The following is a 9,499-nucleotide window of genomic DNA, read 5'->3' as shown; positions in this document are numbered from 1 at the left end:
AGCACCCAGCAACGGATGCTCCGCCGCACCCAACCCCAAACCACGCACATCAGTAACCGGCCGCGAACCCTCCAACCAGAACCGCTGACGCTGGAACGCATACGTCGGCAACTCCACCAGCCGCCCACCACACCCAGCAAACACCGAACCCCAGTCAACCACCGTGCCACGCACAAACAGCTCAGCCACCGCCGTCAGTACCGTCGCAGCCTCATCCCGCCCCTTACGCAGCACCGCCGCCGCAGCGCTCAACGACTCCGACCCGGACTGCGCGAGGCTCGTCAGCACCGGATCCGGACCAACCTCCAACAGCCGGGACACACCCTGCCCGTCCGTGACAGCTGCAAGAGCATCGTGGAAACGCACCGGCTCCCGGACCTGACGCACCCAGTACTCCGGCGTCGTCCACTCGCCCTCACCAAGCCGCTGGCCGGTGACTGTACTGACCGCGGGAAGCACCGCCTGCCGGTAACCAACACTCGCCGCCACCTCAGCAAACTCCGCCAGCATCGGCTCCATCAACGCTGAGTGGAACGCATGACTCACCCGCAGCCGCGACACCCGGCGATCCTGCTCCCGCGCAACCGCCATTACCTGCTCGACAGCATCCTCGTCACCAGAGACGACGACCGCCGTCGGCCCGTTGACCGCCGCGATCCCCACCCGCGAACCATCCGGCAAACCGCCCAGAATCTCCGCGACCTCGGCCTCGCCAGCTTCGATGGCTGCCATCGCGCCACCCTCCGGCAGCGCCTGCATCAACCGCGCACGCCCCGCCACCAACCGGGCGGCATCCTCCACACCAAACACACCCGCCACATACGCCGCAACGAACTCACCAACCGAATGCCCCAACACCACATCCGGACTCACACCCCAGGAACGCAGCAACTCCACCAACGCAACCTGCACCGCAAACAACCCCGTCTGCGCATACCCCGTACGATCCAACAACACCGCATCAGCAGACCCCTCCCCCGCGAACAACACCTGCCGCACCGGCACACCAAACCCCACAACACCCTCAAGCGCCGCATCCAGATGACCGCACACCTCATCCAAGGCCCGAGCGAAGACAGGGAACTCTCCGTACAACTCACGGCCCATCCCCACCCGCTGACTGCCCTGCCCGGTGAACATCCAGCCGGTACGGCCCTCAGCCGCCATCCCGGATATCACTTCATGACCATCGGCCATGCCGACCAACCCGGCCAGCAACGCTCCACGGTCTTCGCCCAGGACCACGGCACGGTGCTCCAGCACAGCCCGCCCCGTCGCCAACGACACACCCACATCCACCGGCGAGCACTCAAGCCTCCCCTCAACGAAGGCCACCAGCCGCTCAGCCTGCGCCGCAAGCGCCCCCGCACTCCGCCCCGACAACACCCACGGCACCACCGGCAGGTCAGCCGTAACCTGCGCCTCACTCTCGGCTCCAGGTTCAGACTCGGCCTTGGTCCCGGTACCGGCCTCGGTCCCGGACTCATCGCTACCGTCAGTGGTGACCGGGGATTCCTCAAGAATGATGTGGGCATTGGTGCCGCTGATACCGAACGAAGAAATTCCTGCTCGGCGCGGATGTCCGCCTCGGGACCAGGGGCGTTCCTCGGTCAGCAGGCGTACTGCGCCAGCATCCCAGTTCACCTGCGAGGACGGCTGGTCCGCGTGGATTGTCCGGGGAAGTGCGCCGACGCGCAGCGCCATCACCATCTTGATGATTCCAGCGACACCGGCGGCGGCCTGGGTGTGCCCGATGTTCGACTTCACCGAGCCCAGCCACAGTGGTTCGGCTCCTGCACGCCCCTGGCCGTAGGTCGCAAGCAGCGCCTGGGCCTCGATGGGGTCGCCGAGCCGGGTTCCTGTGCCATGCCCTTCAACGGCGTCCACGTCGGCCGCCGTGATCTGCGCGGCCTGCAACGCTTGGCGTATCACGCGCTGCTGCGAGGGACCATTCGGCGCAGTCAGGCCGTTCGACGCACCGTCCTGGTTGACCGCACTCCCGCGGACGACGGCGAGTACCTGGTGGCCCAGCCGCTGTGCGTCAGACAGCCGCTCCAGTACAAGCACACCGGCGCCTTCGGCCCAGCCGGTACCGTCGGCGGCATCGGCGAAGGACTTGCAGCGGCCGTCGGCAGCGAGGCCCCGTTGCCGGGAGAACTCCACGAATGTGGAGGGACTGGCCATCACGGTGACACCGCCCGCGAGTGCCATTGTGCACTCCCGTGCACGCAGCGCATGGCAGGCGAGGTGCAGGGAGACCAGCGATGACGAGCATGCGGTGTCTACGGTCACCGCGGGCCCTTCGAACCCGAACACATAGGCAATCCGGCCGGAGAAGACACTGCCCGCATTGCCGTTGGCGAGGTAGCCCTCGACGCCGTCCGGCACGCCTTCCAGCCGTGACGCGTAGTCGTGATACATCAGGCCCGCGAACACACCCGTGGCCGAGCCGCTCAACGAGTGCGGGTTGATTCCGGCGCGCTCCAGGGCCTCCCAGGACGTCTCCAGCAGCAGACGCTGCTGCGGATCCATCGCCAACGCCTCCCGCGGCGAAATCCCGAACAGCTCCGCGTCGAATTCGGCCGCGTCGTGAAGAAAGCCGCCCTCGCGTACGTAGGACGTGCCCACGCGTTCGGTGTCCGGGTTGGGGTCGAAGAGGTTCTCGATATCCCAACCGCGGTCTGTGGGGAACGAAGTGACCCCGTCCCCGCCGGAGGACACGAGCTCCCACAAGCCCTCGGGGGACGTCACCCCGCCCGGATAGCGGCACCCCATCCCCACAATCGCGATCGGCTCGTGGTCTTTGGCCTCGGCTTCGCGGAGACGAAGGTGAGCATCCCGAGCATCTGCGATCGCGCGCTTGAGGTAATCCCGGAGCTTCTCTTCGTTCGCCATGCGTTTCTAATCCTTCAGTCAGAGCGGAAGCCGGTATTGCAGGGGCTCAGTTCGCCCAAGGCTTGTCGTCCACCAGAGAGAACAGCTCGTCGTCGGTCGCGTCGTCGATCGCGTCGTGGTCTGACTGGCCATCGAGCCCTGCGCTGACTCCGCCGGCCCCGTGGGTCTCGGCGGACCAGACAGCCAGCAGATTCTTCAGCCGGGTGCCGATTTCGGCGCGTACGGCCTCGTCAGCGGGCACCGTCTCGGCCAGGACGGTCTGGATTTTCTCCAGCTCCCCGAACAGGAATCCGGTACCACCGTCGTCCTGGGGAGCCAGCTCAGCCCGGAGGTGGTCGCGCAGGGACAGGATCGTGGGGTGGTCGAAGATGAGTGTGGCGGGCAATTGCAAGGCAGTGGCGGCAATGAGCCGGTTACGCAGATCCACCGCGGTCAGTGAATCGAAACCGAGATCCTTGAACGCCCGGCTCGGGTCGATCGAACCGGGATTGGCATGGCCGAGCACCACTGCGACGGAGTTCTGCACCACCTCAAGCACCATCCCGTCCTGCTCAGCTGGTGACAGACCCTCCAGCCGGCGCGCCAGGCCCCCACCACCGTCCACCACGGCTTCACCAGCCGTGCGCCGCTGCCGGACAACAGGCAGCAGACCGTCCAACACCCTGGGCAACACATCCCGCCGACCAGCCAGCACACTCAACCGCAGCGCCACCGGCAACACCACCGGCTCGTTGACACGCAGGGCAGTGTCTAGCAGCACAAGAGCGTCCTCAGTGGACAGGGGCGGGAAACCCTGCCTGCGCAGGCGGGCCACATCGGCGTCACTGAGCCGGCCACCCATGCCTTCGGCCTGCTCCCACATACCCCACGCCAACGACACCGCCGGCAAACCCTGCACCCGCCGCGACACCGCAAGCCCATCCAACACCGCATTAGCCGCCGCATACGCCGCCTGCCCCGCATTCCCCACCACACCGGCAAAGGAAGAGAACAGAACGAAAGCATCCAGCTCACGATCGCGAGTCAGCTCATGCAAATGCACCGCCGACTCCGCCTTCGCCACCAGTACACGCGCCAACCGCTCAGACGTCAGATCCGAGACCAAGCCGTCATCAAGCACACCCGCCGCATGCACAACACCCCGAAGCGGCACATCCACCGGAATCGCCTCCAGCACACCCGCCACAGCCTCACGATCACTGACGTCACACGCCGCAACGGTCACACGGGCACCGAGCCCGGTCAGCTCCTCCTCAAGCGCAGCAGCGCCGGGAGCGTCAATGCCCCGCCGGGATATGAGCAGCAGATCCCGCACCCCATGCTCCGCGACCAGGTGCCGGGCCACCACCGCACCCAGACCACCCGTACCACCGGTCACCAGGACCGTGCCCGACTCCGGCCACGCGCCCCGGCGCTCGGTCGGTACCGGCGTCGTTAGGGCACCCTCCCGGCCGACCTCATCGGCCCCATCCACATGCACGTCTGCCGCTGCAACCGAGGGCCCCGCCACTGCGTCGAGCGGAAGGCGCCGGACGCGAGGCAGCAAGACCCGCCCCTCCCGCACCGCGACCTGACTCTCCCCCTGCGCGACCAACTCAGCCAACCCCCCGGCCAAAGCCCGGTACGACGACCTCTCCCCATCCACGTCAGCCAGCACAAAGCGGCCTGGATGCTCACTGACCGCAGAGCGCACCAGACCCCACACACCCGCACCCGTCAGATCCGGGCCCTCAGAGCCGACGGCAGCACTCACCACGACCGCGCCCGTGGTCGACACCACCAGACGCGACCCAGCCAAACGCTCCTCAGCCAGCCATGCCTGCATCAAAGCCAGCACACCAGCAACCCCACCCAGGAGATCACCAGAATTACCCACCGGCAGCAGCACACTCCCCGGAACATCACCACCCTCATCCAAAGCCGCAACAAGACCCGCCACATCCGCATACGCCGCCACACCCCCCATCCCCCACTCATCCGGGACCTGCGGAGCGGCAGCGGTCAGGATGGCCAGGTCGCCTGGCCCACTCGACTCGCCCGATCCGGCTTCACTTGCGTCCGCGAGGATCCACTCCAGTCGGAACAGCTTGTCTCCCGCAGAACCGGCAGCGGCCAGATCGGCCGCCGACATCGGTCGCAGAAGCAATGAGTCGATCTCGGCCACCGGGTCACCCGTGGTGTCGGCCACCCGGAGTCCGTACGTGCCGGATCCGTGCGACGACAGGTGTGCCCGTACTGCGCGCGCTCCCACCGCTGACAGCGACACGCCCGACCACAAGAACGGCAGCAGCGCACCCTCACCGGATCCACTCCGCAGTCCCAACGCATGCAGGACACAGTCGAGCAGCGCCGGATGCAGGCCAAATGCACCACCCTCACCGACAATCTGCTCCGGCAGGCCCGCCTCCACAAACAGGTCCTCGCCCCGCTTCCAGACCTCACGCAAACCCCGGAACGCCGGACCATAAGCCAACCCGGCTCCAGACAGCCCCTCGTACAGCCCCTCCAGCGAAACAGACTCCGCACCCGCTGGCGGCCACGACCGCAGGTCCCACTCCACGGCCCCACGCTCAGCCATCACCGTCAGCACTCCAGTGGCATGCAACATCCACGGCTCATCAGCACCGGCATCCTCCGCACGGGAGTAGATCCTCACCGCACGCTGCCCGTCCTCATGCTCCGAAGCATCGACGCTGATCTGCATGTCGACGGCGCCGTCCTGCGGAAGGACCAACGGCGCCTGGAGCGTCAACTCCTCGACACGGACGCAGCCAGCCAGGTCAGCGGCCTGTACTGCCAGCTCAACGAACGCCGTGCCCGGAACCACCACCGAACCGGCCACCACATGATCAGCGAGCCACGGGTGCGACTGAACGGACAGCCGCGACGTCAGCAACAGCGCATCCGAACCCGCCACGACCACCGCGGCGCCCAGCAACGGATGCTCCGCCGCACCCAACCCCAAACCCCGCGCATCGGTAACCGGCCGCGAACCCTCCAACCAGAACCGCTGACGCTGGAACGCATACGTCGGCAACTCCACTGGCCGCGCACCACACCCAGCGAACACCGAACCCCAATCGACCACCGTGCCACACACAAACAGCTCAGCCACCGCCGTCAGCAGGGTTTCAGCATCAGCCCGCCCCTTCCGCAGCACACAGACAGACACCACGGCATCCGACCCGGACTGTGCCAGGCTCGTCAGCACCGGATCCGGACCCACCTCCAACAGCCGGGACACACCCTGCTCCACGGTCGCGGTCTTCAGCGCATCATGGAAGCGGACCGGCTCGCGGACCTGACGCACCCAGTATTCCGGCGTCGTCCACTCACCCTCACCAAGCCGCCGACCAGACACCGTACTGACAGCTGTGATGCTCGGCTGCCGGTAACCAACAGTCGCCGCGACCTCAGCAAACTCCGCCAGCATCGGCTCCATCAACGCCGAGTGGAACGCATTACTCACCCGCAACCGCGACACCCGACAGTCCCGCTCCCGCGCAACGACCATGACCTGCTCGACGGCATGCTCGTCACCGGAAACCACAACCGCCCTCGGCCCGTTAACGGCCGCGATCCCCACCCGCGAACCGTCCGGCAGGCCACCCAGGATCTCCGTGACCTCGGCCTCGCCGGCCTCGATGGCTACCATCGCACCGCCCTCCGGCAGCGCCTGCATCAACCGCGCACGCCCCGCCACCAACCGGGCGGCATCCTCCACACCAAACACACCCGCCACATACGCAGCAACGAACTCACCAACCGAATGCCCCAGTACGACGTCGGGGCTCATGCCCCAGAAGCGCAGCAGCTCCACCAACGCCACCTGCACCGCAAACAACCCCGTCTGCGCATACCCCGTACGGTCCAGCAGCCCAGCCTCATCGGAGCCCTCCGCCGCGAACAACACCTCCCGCACCGGCACACCAAACCCCACAACCCTCTCAAGAACCCCATCCAGATGACCGCACACCTCATCCAACGCCCGAGCGAAGACAGGGAACTGGCCATACAACTCACGGCCCATCCCCACCCGCTGACTGCCCTGCCCGGTGAACATCCAGGCCGTACGGCCCTCAGTCACCGCCACACCCGACACCACATTCTCAGCAGCGTCAGCCACATCCCGCAGCCCAGCACGGAGAGCATCCCGATCGGTTCCCATCACGACCGCGCGGTGATCGAGCACCGCACGCGTAGCAACCAGGGATGCACCCACATCAACCGTCTCGACAGGACCGACAGCCTTTTGCCCGTCCAGGAAAGCCACCAGCTGCTCAGCCTGCGCACGCAACGCTTCCGACGTCCGGCCGGACAGGACCCACGGCACCACTGGCAAGTCCGCCGAAGGCCGCTCCTCGACAACCACCGGCTCTACTGCGGGAGCCTCCTCAATGATCACGTGCGCATTCGTCCCACTGATCCCGAACGAAGACACACCCGCCCGACGCACACCCTCCACACGCCGCGGCCACCCACGCGACTCCGCCAGGAGCTCGACAGCGCCGGACTCCCAATCCACCTGCGACGAACGCTCATCAGCGTGCAGTGACTTCGGCAGCTGCTGCTCCCGCAGCGCCATCACCATCTTGATCACACCTGCGACACCGGCGGCAGCCTGGGCATGCCCGATGTTCGACTTGATGGACCCCAGCCACAACGGGTCCCGGCCCTCACGCCCCTGCCCATAGGTCGCCAGCAGCGCCTGCGCCTCGATCGGATCACCCAACCGCGTACCCGTACCATGCGCCTCGACCGCATCCACATCCGACGGGGACAGACCCGCGTTCGACAAAGCCTGCCGAATAACCCGCTGCTGCGACGGACCATTCGGCGCAGTCAGCCCGTTCGACGCACCGTCCTGGTTGACGGCGCTGCCGCGCACCAGCGCCAACACCCGATGCCCCTGCCGCTGAGCATCCGACAGACGCTCCAGCACCAGCACCCCAGCACCCTCAGCCCACCCCGTACCATCCGCCACCTCCGCAAACGACTTACACCGACCGTCGGCAGCCAGACCTCCCTGACGGGCAAACTCCAGGAAAATGCCCGGCGTGGCCATCACCGTCGCCCCACCAGCCAGCGCCATCGTGCACTCGCCAGCGCGCAATGCCTGACACGCCAGATGCAGCGCCACCAGAGCCGACGAACACGCGGTATCCACCGACACCGCCGGACCCTCCAGCCCGAGGGCATAGGCAACCCGCCCCGAAGCGACACTGGTGGTGCTGCCGGTCAGGAGATAGCCCTCCGTCTCTCCCTCCGGCTCATGCAGGTGACCGCCGTACCCATTCGCCGACACCCCAGCAAACACACCCGCCGCCGAACCGCGCAACGACGACGGGTCAATCCCGGCCCGTTCCAACGCCTCCCATGCGGTCTCCAGCAGCAACCGCTGCTGCGGATCCATCGCCAACGCCTCACGCGGCGAAATCCCGAACAACTCCGCATCGAACCCCGCCGCATCCGACAGAAAGCCACCCATCGTGGCACCTGTCGTTTCGGACAGCGTCCGCACATCCCAACCGCGGTCAGTAGGCAGCGAGGTGTACCCGTCACGAGCCGAAGTGACCAGCTCCCACAACACCTGCGGTGAGGTTACTCCCCCGGGGAACCGGCACCCCATACCGACGATGGCGATGGGATCGTCATGCCCTGCCATCGTTGGCCCCGTCGCCGCCTTCCCCACAGCAGAAGCAGCCGACGCACCTTGCGCTGTCTCCGCGTCCAGAACGACCTGCCTACGCAGGTAGTCCGCCAACACCGAGGGCGTGGGGTGGTCGAAGATGAGCGTCGCGGGCAACCGCAGGGCTGTCGCGGTGGTGAGCCGGTTGCGTAGATCGACCGCGGTCAGCGAGTCGAACCCGAGGTCCTTGAACGCTCGACCCGGATCGATCTCGGACGGGGAGGAATGACCCAGAACCGCAGCGACCTGGGTCTGGACAAGATCGAGCAGCATCCGCTCCTGCTCGGCCGCGGGCAGCCCCTGCATGCGACGAGCCAAAGCCCCGTCACCCCCGGCAGCACCCTGGCCGACGGCACGCCGCTGCGGAACATGCTGCGCAGCTGGGACCAACCCGCGCAGCACACTGGGCAGCCCATCACGGACAGTGGCGAGCGCCTGGGTCCGCAGAGCGACCGGCACCGCCACCGGCTCGTTCACACGCAGAGCGATATCAAGCAGGGCAAGCCCATCCTCAGTGGACAGGGGCGGGAAACCCTGCCTGCGCATCCGAGCCACATCGGCGTCACTGAGCCGACCGCCCATGCCCTCGGCCTGCTCCCACATACCCCACGCCAACGACACCGCCGGCAAACCCTGCACCCGCCGCGACACCGCAATCCCATCCAACACACTGTTCGCCGCCGCATACGCCGCCTGCCCCGCATTCCCCACCACACCAGCAAAGGAAGAGAACAGAACGAAAGCATGCAGCTCACTGTCGCGAGTCAGCTCATGCAAATGCACCGCCGACTCCGCCTTCACCGCCAACACCCGACCCAACCGCTCAGGAGTCAGGTCCGCGATCAGGCCGTCATCGAGCACACCCGCGGCATGCACAACACCCCGAAGCGGCACATCCGCCGGAATCGCGTCCAA

Annotated in this window: 2 protein-coding genes; both read right to left on the bottom strand. The window is 66.9% G+C overall.

Annotated elements, in window-relative coordinates:
• A partial coding sequence (locus tag JK363_RS40655; RefSeq protein ID WP_443726318.1) for a type I polyketide synthase occupies positions 1–2,853 on the bottom strand: 2,853 nt, incomplete at its 3' end.
• A gap of 88 nt (positions 2,854–2,941) precedes the next feature.
• The coding region (locus tag JK363_RS40650) for an SDR family NAD(P)-dependent oxidoreductase (protein WP_372444957.1) at positions 2,942–9,499 on the bottom strand (6,558 nt) is incomplete at its 5' end.

The sequence above is a fragment of the Streptomyces coffeae genome, from assembly GCF_016741875.1.
GTDB lineage: Bacteria > Actinomycetota > Actinomycetes > Streptomycetales > Streptomycetaceae > Streptomyces > Streptomyces coffeae.
This window is presented reverse-complemented; position numbering and strand designations above follow the sequence as displayed.